The following is a 20,649-nucleotide window of genomic DNA, read 5'->3' on the forward strand; positions in this document are numbered from 1 at the left end:
GCTCTTTCGATGCACCCGAGTGCACGGCCTCGGGTGCATCGGAGGATCTCAGGCCTGAGGCACCGAACGTTCTGCGCCCCAACTCCGTTCGATGTATCCTCGAATCCGCTCGATGTCTGCGGCCGGGATTCTCTCCGGCTCGCCGTGTTCGAGTGGATCGGTGTGGAAGATGTAGAGCCGTGAGGCGAACTGGTCGAACGGCAGCGAACCTTCGCCTGCGCGTTCGCCGTTGCCCGCCGTACCCACCACGACGCCGTCGCCCCAGTCCTGCCCGCTGTCGTTGTTCGGGTTGAAGAAGTACACCCGCATGACACCGTCGGGGTCTGCGGACACCCGCAGAATCGTGATGGCGTGCCATCCCACATACCGTGCCGCACTGTCGGTTACGGCCACACCGGCCGGTTGTGGATGGATCAACGGTTGGTGCCCGTTGTATTCCGGGTGGTACGCGGCGTAGAACTGCCGCAGGAAGACGTCCAGGTCCACGAGATTGCCGGTCGCGACGTCGACGTCGATGTGGAATTCGCGTGCCGACCACCAGCCGTGGAACTCGGGGTTGACCCAGCGGTGCGGATCACCGGGACGATCGGCGCAACGGCGGACCATCTCGGCGTAGATGCGGTCGAGGTGCGGAACCAACAACAACGACGCGGGATCGAGGTCAACCGGATCGGACGTGGCGACGCCGCTGACGCTCTCGGTCGACGAGATCGACTGCCCCTCGAAGTGCATGACGATCTCCTCGTCACGCGCCGCCCACACCACCATCTGCAGCAAGTAGTCGGGATCGTTGTAGGCCCACATCGACAACGCCCGCGCCGACTGACACGTCGGGTTGTCCCCCTGGCCGACGCCCAGGGGCTGCCCGAGCATCGAGAGCAAACCCCCGAGCAAGCGTGACTCCGGCGCGGGGACGGGCCCGAACGAGGTGATCAGTCGCTCCCGCACCGCGGGAGCGAGTTTCAGCGAGATCTGGCGCCACAGGGACGGCACGATCGGCGGCTGATGCAGAATTCCCCGATCGAGCAGCAGCGCCAATCCGTAGAGGCACTGCGCGGTCTCGGGATACACCGTCTCCTCGATGAGGCGATGAACCAGTTCGGGATACCGCGTCAGGCAGGTCCGGCCGGTATCGGACAGACCGAGCGCCTCGGGCAGAACATACGAGTAATGGTCGACGAGATACTGCGTCAGCGTCGCGTGGTACGGCGAGACCAGACCGGTGTCGTGCATGGCCCGCGCGAATCCACGGGCCTCGAACTGCAATGCCTCGACGTCCATCGCCTCGAGCCGAGACCGGTACACCTCGACGCCCGGGTCCTCGCGGCAGGCATCGGTGGTGCCGAACAGCGCCGTGATCAATCGATCGAGGCCCTGCCCGGAGTTGCCGAGGTCCACGGTCGGGTCGTCGCGATAGATGGCGATGCGCGTGACCATCGCCTTGATGGTGTCCACCTGAATCGGACGCTGGCGCAGAATCCGCCAGATCTCCTCGACCAACTCGTCGAGCACGCTGTCGTACCCGATCTGCTGCGCGACGTAGCCGAACAGATCACGAATCAGATGCGCGGTGCGGCCCAATCGAACTCGCTCCGACTCCGACGGCGGTGTGAAGAGCACGTCGAGGTTGAGTGCGAGAACCTGCGAGAGAAATCGTCGAGCCTCCTCGGCGGTCACGGCCGGATGCTCGTACTCACCCGCGACGATCGCGATCATGCGCAGTTCGCTGGTCGCCTCGAGCACCACGGTGTCGTCGTTGCCGCTGCGCAGGCTCGGCCCCACGAACGCCGGGACGAGAATGTCCGGCTGGGCCCAGTCGGTACCTGCGAACAGTCCGGCCTGCTCGAGCATCGCGGCTCGTTCGCGAATTGCGCTGCAACCGCCGGGCTGCAACAACACTCGATGCAGGCCGTCGAGCACCCGCCGTACCTTGGTGTTCTTGCTGAACTCGGGTGCTCCGGCCAGCGCCTCGGTGGCGTGGTCCAGCTGGGCCAGCCGTGACACCAGAGCCTTGTCGACCGGTGCAGAGTCGTTCATCGTCTGCGTCGATGGTTCGTGGTCGTTGCCGAGTTGCTGCTTCACACGTAGAAGTCCAGTTCTTCCTGTTGCCTGAGCAGATCACGCATTCGGTACGGGTCCTCGCCGAAGAAGTACAGCAGGCCCCAGTGAGTACCGAATGCTGTTCTCTTGGTGACGGTTTCCTCGACCGGAGCGGACAGGTCGTTGGTCTCGTAGTAGTCGTCGTCTGCGGTGACATCGGGGATGACGAGATCGCTGACGACGCGTCGCCGCGGGTAGACGCCGAAGCATCCGGCGTGACCGGTGGCGTCGACCACCTCTCTCGGGAAGAAGGCGTCGATCTCCTCCTCGGTGGTTTTCGGGTCGAACGCCAATGCCAGGCCCTGGTACGCGTTGAAGCCGTAGGCGCGCTCGAGCAGCTCGAAGACTTTGAAACCCGGTGGCCGGTAAGCAACTTCACCGAAGTACATCTCGCCGTCGCTGGTGACGAAGTACTCGGGGTGAATGAAACCGAACTCGATGTCGAAGGCCTTGATCAGCTTCTCGATCTGCACCGTGATCTGCTCGCGGTACTTCTCCAGTTCCGGTGTGGCCGGGACGAACACCGAGTAACCGAGCCTGACGTACTCGGAGATGTTGAGGAACTTGATCTTGCCGTTGTGAATCCATGCTTCGACCGCGAATTCCCAGCCGTCGAGGTGCGATTCCATCAGCGCCGGAAATTCCTCGTCGGGAATGGAGTCGACCTCGTCAGGGGTGCGAATGACGCGGTGGCCGAGGCAACCTGCCTTGTCGAAGGCCTTGACATGAATCGGGTCGTTGGGATCGCCGTCGAGCTTGAGCAGCGTCTGGTTGACACGCTTGAGGAATCGAATGACGTCCTCACGGTCGTGGGCTTCCTCGAAGATGCCCACTCGAATGCCGCCGAGCTGAGCACGGCGCTTCATCAAGGACTTGTCGCGCAACAGCATTGCCTGACCGAACAGGCGTGGGTTGCCGAGCAACACCGAGTTGATGGCACCGGCCCACTCCACTGTCTCCTCGTACAACGGAATCGCGACGTCGACGCCCTTGGCCTGCAGGGTCTCGGCGATTTCCAGCGAGCGATCGTTGAGTCGCTCGAAGTTCCACGGGAGGTACGGAATGTCGTGCTCGGTGCAGTACGCCTCGGCCCACTCCGGAGCGACGACCACGTAGCGCCGATCGAACTTGTCCAGTGCTTCCACTGCGGCCAAACTCCAGCCCAGCAGGGCCACGAAACCTTTGTTCGGGTCTTTCTCCAGCCTGTCTGGCTGAGCCATGAAGTTCCTTCCCCTTGATGATTCATCGGTCGAGGTCCTTCGCTCCACCGTACAGAGGCGCAAACGGTCGCTCGGCACCCCTGTCGGTGACGGTGGATCACGAACCCGCCGTACGCAGGTGCTCGGTGCGGTTCACGATCGACAGATCTCCGCCGATCGTGCACGATCGTGACCGACGAGGTGCGGTGCGCGCCTACCGGGAACGAGGAGTGCGGAATGACGGTCGACAAAACCGGTGCCGAGGTCGAGATCGCCCAGCAGGCGGACCGTTTCACCGTCTCGGTGGAGGGTTCGCAGGTCGGCTTCACCGAGTTCGCCGATGACGAGCAGGGCAGGCGCATCTTCTTCCACACCGAGGTCGACGCAGCCTACGGCGGACGTGGTCTGGCAACGATTCTCGTGCAGCAGGCGCTCGACGCCACCCGTTCCGACGCCAGGCGAATCGTTCCGATCTGCGAACTGGTGGCCGCCTTCGTGGGTAAGCATCGGGAGTACGACGACATCGTCGAACCGGTCACCGACGAGATCCGGCAGTGGCTGGCCGACCGGCAGGGCTGACCGCGGGAATACCGTCGGACACCGCCGGGTTGAAGCGCGTAGAGTAGTTGCAGAGTCAACTACATTGCCGAAAGGGAGCCCATGCCCGCAGTGACGGTCGACAACATCCTCGCGTTGCCCCGCATCCCCATGCCCGACGCCACCGCCGTCCCCCGGCCGGTCCGGTCGGTCACGACGGCACCGACGGGATACGAGGGGGAGGGCTTTCCCGTTCGCAGAGCATTCGCCGGGCTGGACATGTCGTCCCTCGACCCGTTCATTCACATGGATCAGATGGGCGAGGTGAATTACGCGCCCGGTGAGCCGAAGGGGACGCCGTGGCATCCGCACCGCGGGTTCGAGACGGTGACCTACATGATAGATGGGATCATGGAGCACAAGGACTCCCACGGCGGCGGCGGAATCATCAGCGGTGGCGACACCCAGTGGATGACGGCGGGCGGTGGCATTCTGCACATCGAGGCTCCGCCCGAGCATCTGGTGATGTCGGGCGGGCTGTTCCACGGTGTGCAGCTCTGGGTCAATCTGCCGCGCGAGAACAAGATGGCGCATCCGCGTTACCAGGACATCACCGGGAGCAAGGTGGCGCTGGCGTCGAGTCCGGACGGCGGTGCGCTGGTGCGTGTCATCGCCGGTGAGATCGCCGGTCTGCAGGGACCGGGTTCGACGTACACCCCGATTGCGCTCTCGCACAGCACGATCGCGCCGGGAGCGGCGCTGACGCTGCCGTGGAATCGAGAATTCAACGCACTCGTCTATGTTCTCGCGGGAGAGGGCACGGTGGGCGCGGAGAAGCGTCCGATCAGGATGGGGCAGACGGCACTGTTCGGCCGCGGCGACACCATCGAGATGTCCGCATCCGCGGTGGGGGAGTCGCTCGAGGTGTTCGTTCTGGGTGGCCGGCCGATTCGGGAACCCGTCGCGATGGCAGGCCCGTTCGTGATGAACACCAAGTCCGAAGTGCTGCAGGCGTTCGAGGACTACCAGGCCGGTCGGCTCGGAGTCCCCGTCGAATAATCGCGCCTACCGTGCAACGATCTCCGGCATGAGCGACGCAGAACCCGGTATCGGTGGAACACGGCTGTACAGCCGATTGGTCACCCGCGCGGACGGCCCGCTCGAGCCCGCGCGGGCGGCCAGGAGGCTTTCCGCCTACGTCTACGGAAACATCCTGGTCCTCGCGGCGGTCGCAGCATCGACGCCCAGCTCGATCGAGCACGGAACGGCGGCTGTTCTGGTTCTGGCCACTGCGGTGACGACGTTTCTCGCGCATGTGTTCGCGGACTTCGTCGCGGGCAGTCAGATCCCCGAAGCGCACGGTGATGCCACCGACGAGCAACGCAAGTTCAAGGCCGTCGAGGAATTTCGCGATGCCGTTCCCATCCTGAGTTCCGGCACCGTCCCTGCGTTGATGCTGGCCCTCGGTTGGTTGTCGGTGCTCCCGGGCCAGTGGTCGGAATTGCTGGCCGGCGGAGTGATCGTGGTGCGCATCGCCACGATTCAGATGGTCACCCAGCGAATTCGCGGCAATCGCTTGACCTTCCGTGCCTTTCTGGGTGGCCTGGCCACCGCTGCGGTTGCTGCGTCGATCGTGCTGGCGAAGGTGTTCCTGGGGCACTAGCTCCCGAACTCGGCGTACAACTCCGGTAGGAAGCCCGCGAGATGGTTCATCTCCTGTCCGCAGTGCAGCAGGAGGTCTCGGGCGAGATCGAGGCCAAGAACGAGGTCCGTCGGGTCCACCGACGCCCCACGGCCGACGGCGCACGCGGCCTGCTTGACGTCCGGTACGTGGAGCCCTCGTAGGTTCAGGAAGAAGCGGCTACGCATCTCGGCACCACCGTCGACAGGGCGCACCTGGTGGGCCAGCCAGCCCAGATCCACCGGTGCGATGGAACTGCCCACTCGGCCGAAGACGATCGTCTGATCTGCGGGAACGTCGAATCCGTGCGCGATCGGATCGCGAAAGGCAATGCCCAGCTGCTGCAGCTTCGGACCGACGTATTCGTCCACGAACGTCGTGTTGCCGATGTACTTGGCCTTGTCGGGAATGTCGAGTGACGTTCGATCCTCGGCGAAGTCTGCGTAGAGGTGGGCATCGGGATGCCACAGCTTGTATCGCGCGGCCTCGGTGGAATGCCAGCCGAACCACCAGTCCCACATCGCTGCCGTCACGCGCGGCATCACCGTACGGACCGCTACGAACGTCACCCCGTCGGCGCGGCGACCGTATCCGGTCTCGATCGTGGAGTAGCCGGTGGACGCGAGATCGGTTGTGATCGCATCGAATCCGGGGATCGACTCGGGCGCGATGGCAGGTCCCGCGTAGGCGTCCGCGACGACCGCCGGTGCGGGCGTCGTCCTCGGTGCCATGTATCTGGCATACGGCAGGTTTCGATCGGCCTCGCGGTAGCCCTGGTAGCGCTCGGTGCACTGGCCGCCCGAGCCGGTCGCCGGGGCCGCTGCCGCCTTGGCGACCGGGCCGACGACGGCGATGGTGGCCGCGGCAGCCGCTCCGATCATGATCTGGCGTCTGGTGGGCCCCCGGCCCGTGTTCCCCCCGTTGCTCAACATCGGTTGAGACTAGGTCTCGGAATCGACGAATGTCAACGGCCTGGCACTACACTGCGCGGTATGAGGTCGGCACACTCCAAGGACGACGAGTCGAGAGTGCGTCGGCGCGACGAGATCGCCACTGCCGCCATCGAGGTGCTCGCCACGCAGGGGCTGCGCGGCTTGACCCACCGGGCGGTGGACGCCGCAGCGGGACTCGGCCCCGGATCGGTGAACTACCACGCGCCCACCCGGAGTCGGCTGCTTCACCTGGCTCTCGGTCAACTGTTCGTCCGCGACTTCGAGGTGGCCGGAGCGACGTTCGGCACTCTGGTGGACGTCAAACCGCTCACCGTCGACGTCGTGATCTCCCACATCATCGACTTCATCGACGCCATGACATCGGCAGACGCGGTCAAACGGGTGATCGCGCGCCACATCATGCTCGGCGAGGCGCAGCACGACGACGAAATCCGCGAGTTGTTCGACAGTCAACGTGCAGCATTCGTCACCTACACCCAGTGGATCGTCGCCTCGCTGGACTCCGAGGATCCGCCCTCCGACGCCGAAACTCTCGTGGTGATGATCGAAGGTCTCGTTCAGCGGCAAGTGCTGATCGGATCGCGCCTTTCCCCCACCTTCATCGAGCAGATGTTGCGCAAGATCATCGTGGCCTCGCCGTTGGTCGAGGGCTGACCGGGGGACGTTGCTTCATCCCAGCAGCGTGCGACGCTCGGTGTGGGTGAAGGTGAAGATCGTTGCGCCGAAGCTGAGCAGTGCGGTCAGAAGCAGCACCTGGGGTCCGGTGATGACGACGCCGATGAAGGCTCCGATCGCTCCGCCCAACGCGAACGATCCGAGAAGGGCTGTGTAGCACAGCCAGTCGTAGCGCGTTCCCCCGCCGAACAGGTGCCGTTCGATACCCTGGCCCAGCTTCACCAGCGTTCCGGTGACGTAGCTCAGCGGAATGTAGGTCTCTTCCTTCTTCGTGAACGCGGTGTTGAGTGCGCCGAGTGCGAAGGCCACCAACAGAATCGGGTAGAAGTTCACGTTCGCCGACGACCATCCCGAGATGGCGATGTCGATGGCTCCCGCTCCGGCGAGCGCGATCGTGGTCAGCACCGTTGCTCCGTGGGGATGGTTCGACCAGTACCGACGGCGGCAGATCGACGAGATCACCACCCCGGCCAGAAAAGAGCCCATGAGCGCGAGAGCCGCTATCGGTGAGGCGCCCGGGGTGACCTCCTTGCCCTCGGGGTGCCCGAAGTGCCCGACGACAGCACGTTCGGTGTTGCCGGTCATGAAGGTCACGAAGTAGCCGGCAGAATGCAAGAACGCCACTGCGCCCACCATCCCGGCCAGTCCGGACAATATCCAGGACAGACGAGCTTCGGGACCGACTGCTGTGTCGCGGCTGATTGCCACCGGAGAAGTCATGACTCGATTCTCCTGGCTACGGGCGAACCGGCAAATCTTTGAGTTGTCAATCACATAACCGACGCCGATTCACCATTCGCCACCATTCCGCGATGCATCACCCTGTTTCCCACGACTCCGCTGTGATCGGCTCGATGCATCACACATCGGTTGTCCCACATCACCACATCGCCGGGTGCCCACGCATGCCGCAACAGGTTGGTTTCGCGAGTCGAGTGCTCGAACAGCACTCGCACGGTCTCGTGCGCCTCCTCGGAGGACATTCCACTGATCGCGACGCACCGCGCCGGTGCCGACAACGCCAGTGCAGTGCGCCCGGACACGGGATGCACTGCGAACAGGGGATGTTCGGCACTGGAATCGGTGTCCGACGCCACCCCGGTCACTCGATGCGTCACGGTTCGCTCGGCCAGGTTCGCTTTCAGGTCGGCGGGCAGTGTGTCGTAGGCCTCGTACTGATCGCTGAACAGCGTGCTGCCTCCAACTTCCGGTACCTCGACCGCGCGTAACGCGGTGTAGGCAGGCGGATTCGGCACATACGTGGTGTCGACGTGGAACGTCGACTTCGGCGGGGTGGTTCGGCCGACGTTGCTGATGACGTTCAGATCGGGGAAGCCCGGCACCGGCGTCTCGCCCTCGGTGAACATCATGTCGCCGAACCGTCGGAGAAACGCCAGGAAACCCGCGTCGTCCAAGGGTTGCTCGCGCAGAATCAGCACGCCGTGTTCGGCCAACAGCGCTCGCAGTTCTTCGGTGTCGGTAGAGCTCAGGTCCAGCTCGGCGATCTCGATTCCCAACGTCACGAGGACAGCTCCTTCACCGACAGTTCGTCGAGCGATCGTGCGAACAGTTCGTCGACGGCGATGCCCGCCGCCGAGGCCATCACCGCGAGCACGCTCGACGGCGAGTACGAGCAGTACAGGCCGGCCTCGAGGAACCACGGCTCCCCGTCGGGGTCGATTCGGAAGTCGAAGAGACCGTAGTGTCGGCAGCCGAGAGAGCGATAGCACGATCGTGCTGCGGCCCAGACCTTCTCGGTGATCGGATCGGAGACGTCGACCATCCACGCCTTGGTCTGCTCCTTCGCGACCAGGTACAGATCTCCGTCCGAGGTGCGATTCAACTTGTCGGCGCTGGTGCGGATCGACTCGACGGCGTACTCCTCGAGCGGAAGACAGATCAGCTCGTCGCCTCGGGCGATGATGCCGCAACGTACCTCCCGGCCGAGTGGAACGTACGACTCCACCAGTGCCGCAGACGAGTACGCCAGAGCCTCGGTCACTGCGGTTGCCAGACGGTCGGATTCGCGAACGAGCGCGACGCCCATCGAGTTGTCCGAGTCCACCGGCTTGACGACCACGGGCAGATCGACGTCGATGTCGTCGCCGCAGCGGACCACCACCCCGGTGGGTACGGCGACCCCGGCCGCAGCGACGACGGCTCGGGCACGGGCCTTGTCCGCCGTCATCGCCATCACGTCAGGACCGTTGCCCACGTACGGCACGCCCAACAGATCGAACAGACTGCGGTACGTCGTCATCCCGGGCAGGCAGAACATCTGCGGCACCATGACGTCGAAATGCCACGACGACATGATTTCCACTGCCTGTGCCAACGACATCTGCTGCGCCGCAGCCACACTGGCGGCATCGATACCGCCGGGGAAGCTCCAGAGCCCACCGGGGGAGACGAACGCCACCTCGAAGCGGTAGTCGGGATTCCCGCCGAGCGCGTCGAGGAATCCGCCCGCGTACACCCGTGACAGATCGCAATGGAACTCGTCCACCGACGATCCGACCAACACCAGTACCGACAAGGTCATCAGTCGCCTCCGTTCTCCACGAGCTTGCCGATGTTGAAGTCGATGCGCGACCAGCCACGTCGCGCCAGCAGATTGCGCAGCAACAGGGACGGGATCTGGAGGTGGTGCACGAGAAAGTACGGCAGAGGATCCCATCCGGTCAGGATGGCGTCCTTGCCGTGGAAGATGCTGCGAAGGCGAGCTTTTCGGTTGCCCTCGGAGAACAAGCGCCATATCTCGTGGTAGACCCAGTAGGTCGGCCGAGCCGTCGGACGCGGCACGATCACCGGGTGGCCGTCGTCGAGATACGCGGCCGCCAGGTCGGGATGGTCGTAGAACATCGTGATGGCCGAGTGGGTGCGGGGGTTGCATTCGATCGCGTATATGTGGCCGTCGGCGGCGGATTCTATGAAGTCGAACGACAGCTGGCCGGTCACGTCCAGAGAAGAGACGAATGTTTCCACCCAGCGCAGGATGTCCGGCTTGTCCACCATCTCGTAGTTGACCTGGAACGCCGAGGACACGCAACAGCCGTACACCTGCAGCCGACCCTGGCGTACCGTGCCGTGCGTGCAGTACTCCTGACCGGCGATGAACTCCTGCAGAATCCACGGATCGTCGTCCGTGATGTGCAGGCTCCTGGCGAATGACGAGTTCCGCTCCGGTGTGCGTGCCGACAACCGCGTCAGGTCCATTCGCCCGACCGGGTTGTACGAGATCCGTTTCAGAATGTATTCGCGACCCGGCGGAAACTCGAAGTCGTCGATCTGGGCCGGATCGGTGATCCGCCGGAAGTCGGGCACGCGAAGTCCCAACGATGTTGCGTGCTCGGAGAATCGGGACTTGTCGTCGACCATTCGCACGGTGTCCGCGTCGCCGTGGATCACTTCGCAGTGCGGGTCGAGCACGGCCCTGGCGTCTGCGTCGTGAATGCTCGCCGCAGGGCTGGCCACGGGGACGAAGACATCGACGTTCTCGCGTCGCACGATGTCCAGCAGAGCCTGCGCGTATCCCGGGGCACCCGGATCGGGTACACAGTGAAATCGGTCGACGGCCCGGGAGAACCGGTGGCCGGTGAAGCGGTACTTGGCCGATTCCACCAGGATCACCCGATGCCCGGCGAGGTGAAAGGAGCGAGCGAGCTGCAGTGCCTTGGTCATCTTGCCGCCGCTGATCAGCACCGTTCTGGGTGACTCGGATCGGCGGGTGGGCGGCGCAGTGCCACCGATCGCGGCCACCGCCGTCGCCGCGAGGTCGGCGGGCAGGGTGGCCGCGAGACCGAGCAGCGCGGCAACCGTACGAATCATGTTCGACGGATGAGCGTGACGCCGTCGCGCAGAGGAAGCAGAACCTGCTCCACGCGAGGGTCGTTCGCTACGTAGTCGTTGAATTCGGCAACGGCCCTGCCGTTCTCGGTGGGCTGCTCGCTGTACGGCTGGCCCTGCAGTAGGGTGTTGTCGACCGCGATCACGGCGTTCTCGGCGAGCAGTTCGCTACCGAGCAGATACTCCACGTAGGCGCGGTACCCGGTTTTGTCGGCGTCGATGAACACCAGGTCGAACCGACCGTCGAGCCGTCGAAGGGTCTCCAGTGCCGGACCGACCTCCACCGTGATGGACGAGCCGGCAGGTGATTCCGCGAAGCAGGACTGCGCGAACTCGGCCACGTACGGATCCACCTCGCACGCCACCACCTCACCGCCCGCAGGCAGAGCCTCGGCCATCGCCAGTGCCGAATAGCCGGTGAACATACCGATCTCGAGTACCCGCTTCGCCCCGGTCATGTGCACGAGAAACGCGAGGAAGCGTCCCTCCACGTGGCCGGAGAGCATCTCCATCTCCAGGGGCCCCGAGCCGGAGACCACGTCGCGTGATCTCCAGTCCTCGGTGCGGGTCCGCGACGCCAGTGTCGCCAGCGCTGCGGATTGGGAGGTGGTACAGGTGTCGAGATACGGGTCGAGTCCCGCTGCGAGATCGCGGGCTCGATGAACACGGGTGGTCAGCTCGTCGGTCACCCCGGCGCCGGCGTCGAGCAGATCTGCTATCTCGCTCAGCTCACGCGCCAGAATGGTCGTCGGGGTCACCGGTCGCGGGGCCTTCGTCACGGCGTCGGCGCGGTGAACATGTCGAGGCCCTCGCCTGCCCGGGGGAAGTCCAGGCAGATCTTCTTGTGCAGCGTCAGGACATCGGCCAGCTCCGCTGCGTCGAGGTCGTTGAGGAAGCGGCACGTGCCGATCGGATCGGGCACCGCGGCACGCAGGATCCCGTCGCGTGTCTTGAGGATCGATGCCGTTGCCTCGGAAAGCAATTCGGGTGTCAGGTACGGGCTGTCCAGGGCCAGGCCGATGCTGGACATCACACCGAGTACGCGATCGCGGTCGGCCGTGGACAGATGTCCGCGTTGCTCGGCGACGGTCGTCGAGAGCGCCATGTCGATGTTGATCGCGTGACCGTGGAAGAACGGTGCAGGCGGGGTCAGCTCGAGCGTCGGACTCCAGGTGTGACCGAAGGCGATGACGCGATCGAGATCGATCTCGTGCAGATTGGGGGCCTCGAGTTCGAGCATCGTCGCGATCGCCGAGTAGGTCAGTTTGTCTGCGACCGAACGTAATTCCGCTGTTCCGTCGAGATGGCCGAATCGGGTTCGCAGCAGTTCGGGCCCGTACTGTTCGAGCATCTCGAAGATTTCCAGATTGCCGACCACGGAGATCTTGATCAGCTCGGCCATGCCGTTGCGCACCTGGTCCTCGGGCAGCGTGCCGAGGAACGAGAAGTCCAGCAGCACCTTCTGTGACGCGTGGTAGGCACCGAGGCGGTTCTTGTGCTTTCCGTAGTTGACGGCCACCTTGATGGACACGCTTGCATCGATCAAGCCGATCAGGGTGGTGGGAATGCGGATGTACGGGGTGTTGCGGCGGTAGCTGGCGCACGCGAATCCTGCTACGTCCGTTGTCAGTCCGCCGCCCACCACCAGTACCGGCTCGGTGCGGACCAGACCGAATGCATCGAACTCACCCACGATGCGCTCGAAGGTCTCCAGCGACTTGGCGGTCTCCGCGATGTGCACCGGAACCACCGTCAGCGCGATCTCGTGGTGATCGAAGTATGCGCTGATCCGGTCGCCGTAGATGTCGTGCACCGCTTCGTCGACGACCATCAGCGCGCGACCGTACGGCCGGTAGCTGTCGGCCAATTCGGTGTTCTCGATCGCGAACACCCCGTCGACGTAGATCAGGTCGTACTCGATGCGCTCGTATCCCTCGACGCGAAACGACCTGTCCCCGGCAACGACCTGGGCCTGAAGATTGCTCACTGGTTACTCCTGGAGGATTGGATGAAAAGGTCAGACAAAACGCGCGCTCCGCAGGTCGGGCTCAGGCGGAGAGCAGAGCTCGGACGCGCTCGGGATCGAGTGCATCGACGGTCTCGGTGGCCGAGTCGAATTCGGTGCCTGCAGTGTTCTCGTTGGGGAATGCCACACAGGTGATGCCCGCAGCCGCTGCCGCCTGGACACCGCCGGCGTTGTCTTCGATGGCCACACTGTCGGACGCGTTCTCGCCCAGCGTCTTCAGCGCGTACTGGTACGAGGCGGGGTCGGGCTTTCCCGGCTCGACCGAGGTGGCGTCGACGATGACGTCGAACGAGTTGGCGGTGAGTTCGGGAGACAGAGCCGCGAGGAGCGCGTCGATGTTCTCTCGCGAGGTCGTCGTCACGAAGCCGACTTTGAGGCCGTTCGCTTTGGCGGAGTCGATCGTGTCGGCGACTCCCGGACGTGTCTTGACGTCGGACTCGCCGATCAGTCGTTGGAAGATCTCCGATTTGGTGGCGTGTACGGCCGCGGCGTCCACCTCGGTTCCGGTCTCGGACGCGTATTCGCTGATTCGGTCGGCACCACCGTTCGAGCCGAGCATGGCCCGGTAGTCGTCCCGGGACCAGTTCCAGTTCAGATCGTGCGCTGCGAACGCCTCGTTGAACGAGCGACGCTGCAGTTCGGACGTGTCGACGAGTGTGCTGATCGAGCCGAACAGAATTGCGGGCATGGTTGCCTTTCGGAGCGAGAGACGTTGTACCAGTCAACGTCTCGCGTAAGCGCGATGGGGTGAGTTGGTTCGGGGGGTATGCCCCATCGGAGTCGAACGGGAAACCTTCGAATTTTTTTTCGGCCGAGCGTTCGTCAGCGGGGCCGCACGGGTGCAGCCAGAATGGTCGGTGTCGAGCGGCCGCGCAGTGTCACCGTCTCGCCCGTCGTCCAGTGCGTGCGTTCGTCGTCGGATGCGTGATCGAGCACCGTCGACGACGTGAGCACATCGGTGTCGGGGTCATCCTTGGCGAGATCGGTGAGCCGGGCCGCCTGGTTCACCGTGTCGCCTATGACGGTGTACTCGAAACGCGACTCGGCGCCGATGTTGCCTGCGATGACCGATCCGTACGTGACTCCGATGCCCAACTCGTAGTCGCCGTCGATGGACAGTTCGGCCGCCAGGGTGCGCGCGGTGCGTAGTGCGGCGGTCGCGGGATCCGGGTGATCGACCGGAGCACCGAAGATCAGCAATGCGGCATCACCCTCGAACTTGTTGACGAATCCGCCGCCTCGCTCGCCGTGCTCCACGACGACCGCGAAGAATCGATTGAGCCAGTCCACCACGGCTTCGGCCGATTCTCGTTCGGCGCGAGCCGTCGAACCCACGAGATCGACGAACAGCACCGCCACAGTCCGATTCTCGCCGCCGAGGCGGGGTGCGCTCGCGAGCGCTCGCTGGGCGACGTCGTGGCCCACGTGGCGACCGAACAGCGATCGGAGACGTTCGCGCTCGTCCAGTCCGACCACCATCTTGTTGAACCCGTTCTGCAAACGGCCGATCTCGGAGGCGTCGTAGACGTCGACACGGGTATCGGTCGCCCCGGCTTCGACGCGTTGCATGGCGCTGCTGACCTGCTGCAGCGGGTCCGAGACGGAGCGTCCGACCAGAAACATGCCGCCGAATCCGACGACCAGGGCAACCGCGGAGAGCGACACCATCGCGGGGGAAAGATCGACGTCGGGAGGGATGACGGTGTCGATCAACCTGCCGAGTCCGATGAGGCCCAACCCGAGAACGGGAATCGCTGTGCTCAGGACCCAGATGAGAACGACACGAAGCCGAACACCGAGAGCTGCGGAATCGGTGACCGCACCGACGTCCATCACCGCGGCTGTGATCGGGCGAAGAGTTCGTTCGGCCACCAGGTAACCCAGCGAGCACGTTGCCAAGCCGCCGAAGCTGACGGCGATCGCCACGATGATCGACAGCGCCGCACCGGCCGACGCATTGACCGAGACGAACACCGCGACGCCGAGCGCCCACAGCAGAACGTGGACGCCGAGTTGGCGCAACGGCAGTCGGACGACGCCGATCGCGGTCTCGTCCGTCGGCGTTCCTCCGGTGTGCAGCCACCGAATCAGGGGTGCTGCGACGCGGAGCCCGAGCCCGATACCGATGGCTATCGCGACCGGTAGGTACACGAAGAACGCCAGGTAATTTCGGTCCGACAGGATCTCTTCGGAACCGACCGGCAGCGGCAGGACGAAGCGCGCCAATACGAACACGATGACGGCCCCGATGGCGTTGGCCGACACCATTCCCACCGCGTACAGCCGCATGGGTCTGCGTTCGAGGGCAGATCGCAGGGCGGCGATCACCGGTGGTTCTCCGTGTTCGGCACGCTCGAACTCTAGGGGTCCGGCAAAAAGAATCCAGGAACTTCTGCCCGAACGACTACCTGTGTCGCTGAGTACCTGGTAATCTCCGTAACAGTTACCTACAGCTTTTCGACGATGGAAGGAACCACGGCGATGACCAGCACACTGTCCCGGAACGACGTTCTCGAGCCGGAGGACGTTTCCGCTCGTCTGCTCGATTCCGCCGCCCAGCTGTCCTACGACCCGTCCGAGGAAGTCGACTGGGAAGCCGACCTCGATCCCTCCCTCTACGGACTCAATCCGGAGTGGAGCACCCTGTACGGGACGAAGCTGTGGGACGAGATGAGCGAGGAGCAGCGCATCACGCTCACTCGCCACGAGGTCTGCTCCATCATGAGCACCGGCATCTGGTTCGAGATGATCCTGCAGCAGATGGTTCTGCGCGATCAGTACTGCAAGGACTCGTCGAACTCCGACTTCCAGTTCGCGCTCACCGAGATCGCCGACGAGTGCCGTCACTCGATCATGTTCGCCCGCGCCTGCCAGAAGATGGGCATCAAGGCATACCTGCCGCGTCGATCGAGCATCGAACTCGGCCGCGGCTTCAAGGCTCTCGCGTCCGCCGAGGTCGCCTACGGCGGCATCCTCGTCGCCGAAGAGGTGCTCGACGTCATGCAGCGCGACTGGATGCGCGGCGAGAACGTGCTGCCACTCGTGCGCACCACCAGCAAGATCCACGTCGTCGAGGAATCACGACACATGACCTTCGCGCGCGCTCAGATGCGTGAGGAGATCGCCCAAAAGAGCCCTGCTCGCCGCAAGACCAGTGCGCTCGTCGTCGCGATCGCTGCTCGGCTGATCGTGTCCAACATGGTCAACAAGGAGGTCTACGCAGCAGCGGGCCTCGACGTCGACCGCGCGGTGAAGGAAGCGAAGAACAACGCGCACCACCACACGATGATGCGTACTTCGAGCGAGCACCTGATGGCATTTCTTCTCGACTGCGGTTTGATCACCAAGCCGGCCGAGATGATCTACCGTCGCTTGCACATGCTCTGATCGCACCGCTCCCGCTCGAGGCCGTGAAGGACATCCGATAACCCATGCCGTTCGCGATCACGCAGAACTGTTGCAACGACGCATCCTGCCTGTCGGTGTGCCCGGTCAATTGCATTCACCCGACACCCGACGAGCCGGACTTCGGTAAGACGGAACTGCTCTACATCGATCCGCGCTCGTGCATCGACTGCGGAGCCTGCGCCGACGCGTGTCCGGTGGACGCGATCACGCGCGTCTCGAGACTGACGCCGGATCAGCAGATCTATGCCGACATCAACGCCGACTACTACAAGGACAAGCCCGCCGTGGCCGAGTGGGGCGCGCCCCGATTCCCGGTGGCGACGGTCAACGACCTACCGCCGATCGACATCGCCATCGTCGGAACCGGGCCTGCGGCCTGCTACACCGCTCAGGCGTTGCTGAGGGTGCCCGGCACCAGCGTCACCTTCTACGATCGGCTGCCCGTCGCGGGCGGTCTCGCCCGCTACGGCGTCGCTCCCGATCACCTGGGTACCCGACGCATCAGCGAGCACTTCCGTGGGATCTTCGCCCATCCTCGGGTGACGATGAAGCTGGGCGTCGAGGTCGGCAAGGACGTCGACCACGTCGAACTGGCCCGCAAGTTCGATTCGGTGGTCTACGCCGTAGGTGCCGACAAGGACCGGGCCCTCGAGATTCCCGGTATCGACCTCGACGGATCCGTCAGCGCGCGCACCCTGGTGGGCTGGTACACCGGCCACCCCGACGTTCCCGCAGACGCGATCGATCTCGCCGGCGTCGACCGCGTCACCGTCATCGGAAACGGCAACGTCGCGCTCGACGCGGCTCGTATCCTCACCGCCGACCCGGACGGGCTCGACGGAACCGAGATCGCCCCGCACGCGCTGGCCGAGCTGCGTCGCCATCGAGTGAACGAGGTCGTCGTCCTCGCCCGTCGTGGGCCCGAGTTCGCGGCGTTCACTCGTTCCGAGTGCAAGGCTCTGGTCGATCGGGCAGGCGTCGACGTCGTCGTCGCAGGACCGGACGGAATCATCGACGCGATCGATCGCCTGCCGTTGTCCGCCCCCGCATCGGCTCTTGCCGGGGCGACGCGAGTCGAACTGGGATCCTCGGTGCAGGGCCGGCGCATCGTGTTCGCGTTCGGCCGGGCACCGGCTGCTCTGCACGGAAGCGGCTCGGTGGAGTCCATCGAGGTGGGTGTGGGTGAACACGCGGTCACTCTCTCGTCGGAGCTGGTGCTGCTCGCGATCGGATACCGCGGAACTCCGTCACCGGGCATTCCGTTCGACGACATCACCGGCACCATTCGCAACGAGGGTGGTCGTATCACCGCCGCCGACGGCACTCCGGTTCCAGGCTGTTACGTCGTCGGTTGGGCCAAGAGAGGTGCCACCGGTGGCATCGGCGACAACAAGATCGACGCCGAGGAAACCGCCGAAGCGCTGCTGGCCGACGTGCCGACACGCGGGTCTGCGCGTCCGCTCGGGTGGTACGGAAAAGTGAGCGCGGCCCTGGGCGACCGCGTCTCGCGAGTGCGCTGACCGGCCGGTATCGCTCGGTTCTGTTCACCTTGTGTAGCAGTCTCATTCGAGTCTGAGCGATTCGGATGTGCAGCGCGGCGCGCAGGGTTACCGTTGAGTATGGCTGAACGGGGGGCCAAGCCCCAGGTTTCTTTTGTGAGACGGACGATGCTGCGCGCAGTCCGATCGTTGTTCAATCCGCTCCGGCCCGACGACTACCTGTCGATGATCAATCCGCTGTGGACCACTCGCGAACTTCGAGGGAAGGTCGAGCGGGTGGTTCCGGAGGGGTCGGAGGCCGTCTCGGTGTACATCCGTCCAGGTTTCGAGTGGCAGGGCCACACGCCCGGGCAGTACGTCCGACTCGGAGTGCTCATCGACGGTCGGTACCACTGGCGGGCGTACTCGATCACCTCCGATCCGGATCCGGTGGACGGCCTGGTCAGTGTCAGCCCCAAGCTGGTGCCCTCGGGCACTGTCTCGCCGTACCTGGTGGGCACCATCAGAACGGGCGATATCGTCCGGCTCAGCGAAGTCGAGGGTGAGTTCACTCTGCCGAGCCCGATTCCGGAAAAAATGGTCTTCATCAGCGCGGGCAGCGGGATCACACCCATCATCAGCATGTTGCGCGCCCTCGACCACCACGATCAGGTGACCGATGCAGTCGTGGTGCACTCGGTGCACAACCGCGAGCAGTTGATGTTCGCGGACACGCTCGACGAGCTCGAAGCCAAGCACGCCGGGCTCACGGTGAAGTTGCGGATCACCAGCGACGAGGGGCGGATGAAGGCCTCCGAACTGGACGAGCTGGTTCCGGATTGGCGTGAGCGTGAAGCATTCTGCTCCGGCCCGGGTGAACATCTGGACGATCTGCGCTCGTACTGGAAAGACCAGGGCGACTACGACAGATTCCATCACGAGAGCTTCCAACCGGTCATCGGCGGCGGAGACGATGCAGGTGAGGGCGGCACGGTCAAGTTCCTCAACAGCAAGAAGGACGTCGAATGCGACGGCGGCACAACCATTCTCGCCGCAGGTGAAGAAGCCGGGTTGGATCTGACCTACGGCTGCCGCATCGGCATCTGCCACACCTGTGTAGGTACCCTCAAAAAGGGGCGTTTACGTGACCTACGTAACGGGGATATCTCCGAACCTACGGGGCAAGCGGTTCGGATCTGTGTCAACACCGCCGAGGGCGACATCGAAATCGAACTCTGATCAACCATCGAACAGGGGAATTCATGACGATCGACGAAACCACCAGGCGTACCGGCACCAGTGACGAACCGGTGAACCCGTTGGCGCACCTGAGCGACGAGACCATTGCCGAACTGGCCAAGGAGTTCGACGCCATCCACGACGAGGTGTACGCCAGCCTCGGCGACAAGGACCGCAAGTACATCACGTCGGTGATCGCCGCCCAGCGTCAGTTGCTGGTCGCGGGGCGTGTGCTGCTTCTCGGCTCCACCAGCAAGCCGGCCTGGCTCGCCGGAACGACATGCCTCGGGATCGCGAAGATCCTCGAGAACATGGAGATCGGCCACAACGTCATGCACGGCCAGTGGGACTGGATGAACGATCCGGAAATCCATTCGTCCGTGTGGGACTGGGACACCGCCTCCACCGCCAGTTCGTGGAAGCACTCCCACAACTACGTGCACCACACGTACACGAACATTCGCGGCAAGGACAAGGATCTCGGGTACGAGATCATGCGTATCGACCCACGTCAGAAGTGGCACCCTGCGTACCTGGCCCAGCCGTTCTACAACGTTCTGCTGATGGCGTTCTTCGAGTGGGGCGTGGCCCTGCACGATCTCGACATCGAGGCCATCCGTCGTGGCGAGAAGCCGATCAAGGATCTCGTCGAGGACCTCAAGGGCATCGGCGTCAAGGCTCGTAAGCAGTTCGTCAAGGACTACGTGGGCTGGCCGATCATCAGCGCCGGTGCGTTCGCGCTGGCGCAGCTGGCTTCGGGTGGCCGGTTGCCCGAGAGCAAGAGGTCGCGTCTGGCGTCCAAGCTGCGTGGGTCGGCTCGGTTCGGAAAGAACCGCAGGACGGCGTCCTTCCTGGACAGCCGGTTCAGTGGAGTGGAGAGCACGTTCCTGTCCACGTTGGCCGCCAACTTCACCGCCAACATCATTCGCAACGTCTGGTCGAACGCGATCATCTTCTGCGGCCACTTTCCCGACCAGGCCTACACCTTCAGCCAGGAAGAGGTCGAGAACGAGACTCGCGGCGGCTGGTACGTCCGTCAGCTGGTCGGTGCCGCCAACATCGACGGCGGACCACTGTTCCACCTGATGAGCGGCAACCTCAGCTACCAGGTGGAACACCACCTCTACCCGGACATGCCCAGCACTCGCTACGCGGACGTCGCGCCGAAGATCAAGGACATCTGCGAGCGCTACGAACTTCCGTACAACACAGGACCGTTCTTTCAGCAGTGGGGCATGGTCCAGCGGACCATCGCACGGCTGGCGTTCCCGGGCGGCAAGACTCGGCCGAAGCCGGGCCCCTACCGGCCTGAGGAGAGCTGGCGTCGTAAGTTCGCCGAGGGTGCCACCAAGGACAGCGAGGCCGCGAAGACGCGTGGGCGCGTGCCCGCCGGGCACCCGGCAGCCGGGCCCGAGCACAACTCCGGTGGCGTCGACGTTGCGCCACCGCCCCGCGGCGACGACTGAGTTTCGTCCGTAGAGAGCCGACAAGAACCGCGGCCACCCGA

Annotated in this window: 19 protein-coding genes; 8 read left to right on the plus strand and 11 right to left on the minus strand. The window is 64.3% G+C overall.

The features are described from left to right. Positions 1-48 precede the first annotated feature (48 nt). Together CH249_RS20425 and CH249_RS20430 are read right to left on the minus strand one after the other, a co-directional pair. Positions 49-2,037, minus strand: coding sequence for a hypothetical protein (locus tag CH249_RS20425; protein WP_094645848.1), 1,989 nt, complete (start codon positions 2,035-2,037; stop codon positions 49-51). 41 nt (positions 2,038-2,078) lie between these two features. Further along, on the minus strand, positions 2,079-3,320 hold the full coding sequence (locus CH249_RS20430; RefSeq protein ID WP_094630393.1) for an acetyl-CoA carboxylase biotin carboxylase subunit family protein: 1,242 nt from the start codon (positions 3,318-3,320) through the stop codon (positions 2,079-2,081). 216 nt (positions 3,321-3,536) lie between these two features. Here CH249_RS20430 and CH249_RS20435 point away from each other — a divergent pair, with 216 nt between their 5' ends. The 3 genes from CH249_RS20435 to CH249_RS20445 all read left to right on the plus strand — a co-directional run bounded on the left by CH249_RS20435 (position 3,537) and on the right by CH249_RS20445 (position 5,499). Continuing rightward, complete coding sequence (locus CH249_RS20435; protein ID WP_094681896.1) at positions 3,537-3,878, plus strand: GNAT family N-acetyltransferase; 342 nt, start codon at positions 3,537-3,539, stop codon at positions 3,876-3,878. 81 nt (positions 3,879-3,959) lie between these two features. Then, complete coding sequence (locus tag CH249_RS20440; RefSeq protein ID WP_032395997.1) at positions 3,960-4,895, plus strand: pirin family protein; 936 nt, start codon at positions 3,960-3,962, stop codon at positions 4,893-4,895. A gap of 28 nt (positions 4,896-4,923) precedes the next feature. Further along, positions 4,924-5,499: a hypothetical protein gene (locus CH249_RS20445; RefSeq protein ID WP_094630395.1), complete on the plus strand. Its 576-nt coding sequence runs from the start codon at positions 4,924-4,926 to the stop codon at positions 5,497-5,499. Here CH249_RS20445 and CH249_RS20450 read toward each other — a convergent pair. Further along, positions 5,496-6,449 (minus strand): DAPG hydrolase family protein, encoded by a 954-nt coding sequence (locus CH249_RS20450; RefSeq protein WP_256988392.1) that lies wholly within the window; start codon positions 6,447-6,449, stop codon positions 5,496-5,498. The genes CH249_RS20445 and CH249_RS20450 overlap by 4 nt on opposite strands. 60 nt (positions 6,450-6,509) lie before the next feature. On the opposite strand from CH249_RS20450, the gene CH249_RS20455 reads away from it, so the two are divergent. Further along, positions 6,510-7,124, plus strand: a complete 615-nt coding sequence (locus tag CH249_RS20455) for a TetR/AcrR family transcriptional regulator (RefSeq protein ID WP_052049656.1) — start codon at positions 6,510-6,512, stop codon at positions 7,122-7,124. 15 nt (positions 7,125-7,139) lie between these two features. Here CH249_RS20455 and CH249_RS20460 read toward each other — a convergent pair whose 3' ends face one another. The 8 genes from CH249_RS20460 to CH249_RS20495 form a co-directional block, all read right to left on the minus strand. Then, a complete protein-coding gene (locus CH249_RS20460) occupies positions 7,140-7,865 on the minus strand; it encodes a YoaK family protein (RefSeq protein WP_045196782.1) in 726 nt (241 codons plus the stop codon). Between the two features lie 50 nt (positions 7,866-7,915). Further along, on the minus strand, positions 7,916-8,668 hold the full coding sequence (locus tag CH249_RS20465; protein WP_094681886.1) for a TauD/TfdA family dioxygenase: 753 nt from the start codon (positions 8,666-8,668) through the stop codon (positions 7,916-7,918). Next, positions 8,665-9,687 (minus strand): D-alanine--D-alanine ligase, encoded by a 1,023-nt coding sequence (locus tag CH249_RS20470; RefSeq protein WP_094681885.1) that lies wholly within the window; start codon positions 9,685-9,687, stop codon positions 8,665-8,667. The genes CH249_RS20465 and CH249_RS20470 overlap by 4 nt, the downstream gene beginning before the upstream one ends. Continuing rightward, a complete protein-coding gene (locus CH249_RS20475; RefSeq protein WP_094681884.1) occupies positions 9,687-10,973 on the minus strand; it encodes an ATP-grasp enzyme in 1,287 nt (428 codons plus the stop codon). Before CH249_RS20475 ends, CH249_RS20470 begins: the two co-directional genes overlap by 1 nt. After that, on the minus strand, positions 10,970-11,749 hold the full coding sequence (locus CH249_RS20480) for an O-methyltransferase (protein WP_032396323.1): 780 nt from the start codon (positions 11,747-11,749) through the stop codon (positions 10,970-10,972). The genes CH249_RS20475 and CH249_RS20480 overlap by 4 nt, the downstream gene beginning before the upstream one ends. Before the next feature lie 17 nt (positions 11,750-11,766). Beyond that, complete coding sequence (locus CH249_RS20485; protein ID WP_045196776.1) at positions 11,767-12,978, minus strand: sedoheptulose 7-phosphate cyclase; 1,212 nt, start codon at positions 12,976-12,978, stop codon at positions 11,767-11,769. 61 nt (positions 12,979-13,039) lie between these two features. Next, positions 13,040-13,705: an HAD-IA family hydrolase gene (locus tag CH249_RS20490; protein ID WP_094681883.1), complete on the minus strand. Its 666-nt coding sequence runs from the start codon at positions 13,703-13,705 to the stop codon at positions 13,040-13,042. Positions 13,706-13,839: 134 nt separating this feature from the next. Beyond that, positions 13,840-15,345 (minus strand): adenylate/guanylate cyclase domain-containing protein, encoded by a 1,506-nt coding sequence (locus CH249_RS20495; RefSeq protein ID WP_094645770.1) that lies wholly within the window; start codon positions 15,343-15,345, stop codon positions 13,840-13,842. A 153-nt stretch (positions 15,346-15,498) separates the two neighbouring features. On the opposite strand from CH249_RS20495, the gene CH249_RS20500 reads away from it, so the two are divergent. From CH249_RS20500 to CH249_RS20515, 4 genes are all read left to right on the plus strand, one after another. Then, positions 15,499-16,404 (plus strand): diiron oxygenase, encoded by a 906-nt coding sequence (locus CH249_RS20500; protein ID WP_045200329.1) that lies wholly within the window; start codon positions 15,499-15,501, stop codon positions 16,402-16,404. A gap of 44 nt (positions 16,405-16,448) precedes the next feature. Then, complete coding sequence (locus tag CH249_RS20505; RefSeq protein ID WP_094681882.1) at positions 16,449-17,945, plus strand: FAD-dependent oxidoreductase; 1,497 nt, start codon at positions 16,449-16,451, stop codon at positions 17,943-17,945. A 99-nt stretch (positions 17,946-18,044) separates the two neighbouring features. Beyond that, complete coding sequence (locus CH249_RS20510; RefSeq protein WP_179273227.1) at positions 18,045-19,142, plus strand: ferredoxin reductase; 1,098 nt, start codon at positions 18,045-18,047, stop codon at positions 19,140-19,142. 23 nt (positions 19,143-19,165) lie between these two features. Then, positions 19,166-20,608 carry an acyl-CoA desaturase gene (locus CH249_RS20515; protein ID WP_032395989.1) on the plus strand — a complete coding sequence of 481 codons (1,443 nt, stop codon included), beginning with the start codon at positions 19,166-19,168 and terminating at the stop codon, positions 20,606-20,608. Positions 20,609-20,649 lie beyond the last annotated feature (41 nt).

The organism is Rhodococcus sp. 05-2255-3B1, from assembly GCF_002258545.1.
Classification (GTDB): domain Bacteria; phylum Actinomycetota; class Actinomycetes; order Mycobacteriales; family Mycobacteriaceae; genus Rhodococcoides.

Coding starts and splice junctions, on each gene's coding strand:
- CH249_RS20425 (WP_094645848.1), bottom strand. CDS start 2,037: ATGAACGACTCTGCACCGGTCGACAAGGCTCTGGTGTCACGGCTGGCC.
- CH249_RS20430 (WP_094630393.1), bottom strand. CDS start 3,320: ATGGCTCAGCCAGACAGGCTGGAGAAAGACCCGAACAAAGGTTTCGTG.
- CH249_RS20435 (WP_094681896.1), top strand. CDS start 3,537: ATGACGGTCGACAAAACCGGTGCCGAGGTCGAGATCGCCCAGCAGGCG.
- CH249_RS20440 (WP_032395997.1), top strand. CDS start 3,960: ATGCCCGCAGTGACGGTCGACAACATCCTCGCGTTGCCCCGCATCCCC.
- CH249_RS20445 (WP_094630395.1), top strand. CDS start 4,924: ATGAGCGACGCAGAACCCGGTATCGGTGGAACACGGCTGTACAGCCGA.
- CH249_RS20450 (WP_256988392.1), bottom strand. CDS start 6,449: ATGTTGAGCAACGGGGGGAACACGGGCCGGGGGCCCACCAGACGCCAG.
- CH249_RS20455 (WP_052049656.1), top strand. CDS start 6,510: ATGAGGTCGGCACACTCCAAGGACGACGAGTCGAGAGTGCGTCGGCGC.
- CH249_RS20460 (WP_045196782.1), bottom strand. CDS start 7,865: ATGACTTCTCCGGTGGCAATCAGCCGCGACACAGCAGTCGGTCCCGAA.
- CH249_RS20470 (WP_094681885.1), bottom strand. CDS start 9,687: ATGACCTTGTCGGTACTGGTGTTGGTCGGATCGTCGGTGGACGAGTTC.
- CH249_RS20475 (WP_094681884.1), bottom strand. CDS start 10,973: ATGATTCGTACGGTTGCCGCGCTGCTCGGTCTCGCGGCCACCCTGCCC.
- CH249_RS20490 (WP_094681883.1), bottom strand. CDS start 13,705: ATGCCCGCAATTCTGTTCGGCTCGATCAGCACACTCGTCGACACGTCC.
- CH249_RS20500 (WP_045200329.1), top strand. CDS start 15,499: ATGACCAGCACACTGTCCCGGAACGACGTTCTCGAGCCGGAGGACGTT.
- CH249_RS20505 (WP_094681882.1), top strand. CDS start 16,449: ATGCCGTTCGCGATCACGCAGAACTGTTGCAACGACGCATCCTGCCTG.
- CH249_RS20510 (WP_179273227.1), top strand. CDS start 18,045: ATGGCTGAACGGGGGGCCAAGCCCCAGGTTTCTTTTGTGAGACGGACG.
- CH249_RS20515 (WP_032395989.1), top strand. CDS start 19,166: ATGACGATCGACGAAACCACCAGGCGTACCGGCACCAGTGACGAACCG.